Origin of the sequence: Rhizobium sp. CCGE 510, assembly GCF_000292525.1 — a bacterium.
In the GTDB taxonomy this organism is placed as follows: Bacteria; Pseudomonadota; Alphaproteobacteria; order Rhizobiales; family Rhizobiaceae; genus Rhizobium.
In genome coordinates this window covers 1-703 of record NZ_AEYF01000115.1, presented here as the reverse complement: position 1 = coordinate 703, position 703 = coordinate 1, and the positions used below count along the sequence as shown (strand labels likewise).

General features: G+C 57.6%; 1 protein-coding gene. It reads left to right on the top strand.

The genetic code is table 11. The features are described from left to right. Positions 1-355, top strand: a 355-nt coding sequence (locus tag RCCGE510_RS32720; RefSeq protein WP_007638017.1) for an amidase family protein, incomplete at its 5' end; no start/stop codon positions are given. Positions 356-703 lie beyond the last annotated feature (348 nt).

Here is a 703-nt window from a genome sequence, read left to right as displayed (position 1 = left end):
AAGGACAAAACGATTTGTCGAAGTTTACCGCCAGGAGACGAACAAACTCTTCGACGAGGTCGACCTGATCCTTACTCCGGCAACGCCGGAGATTGCGCAGAAGCTTGGCACCGTCAGGGTAAGAAGGAATGGTATCGACGAGGCGGTCGGCAACGCCATAACCCGCTACACGACGTTCTTCAACATGACCGGGCACCCAGCTCTGACGATGCCATGCGGGATGCACAGGGAAGGCCTCCCGATCGCATTGCAGCTCGTGGGCCGCTACTTCGACGAAAAGACGGTCTTGCGGACCGCGCACGCCATCGAGCGCAGCGAGAAGTTTTCAATCCCGCGACCGAACGTGGACAAGTGATATGCCAGGCGCCTTTCTAAGACGAGGTTTTTCGCGGCTCCTTTCGGCGAGCGCGTTGAGGAGCGATCGCAGCACGACGGCTCCTCCGTTGTTGGCTGTGGGCGAAGGCCTTCCTGTCGCCATACGCCTGGTGGGTCCTCGCTTCAACGAAGCGTTGGTTTTGAACATTGCGCGAGCAATGGAGCAGAGCCAACCCTTCTCCGACCGCCCGTAGGGAGGGATCAAAATGGTATTCGCGCTGCTAAAATATGGTCTTTCCAAAGCCTATCCGGCACGTGAGGAGATTCCACGAACGCCGGATCTAAAATCGCATTACGATGTCGTGATTATCGGTGGCGGGGGCGGATG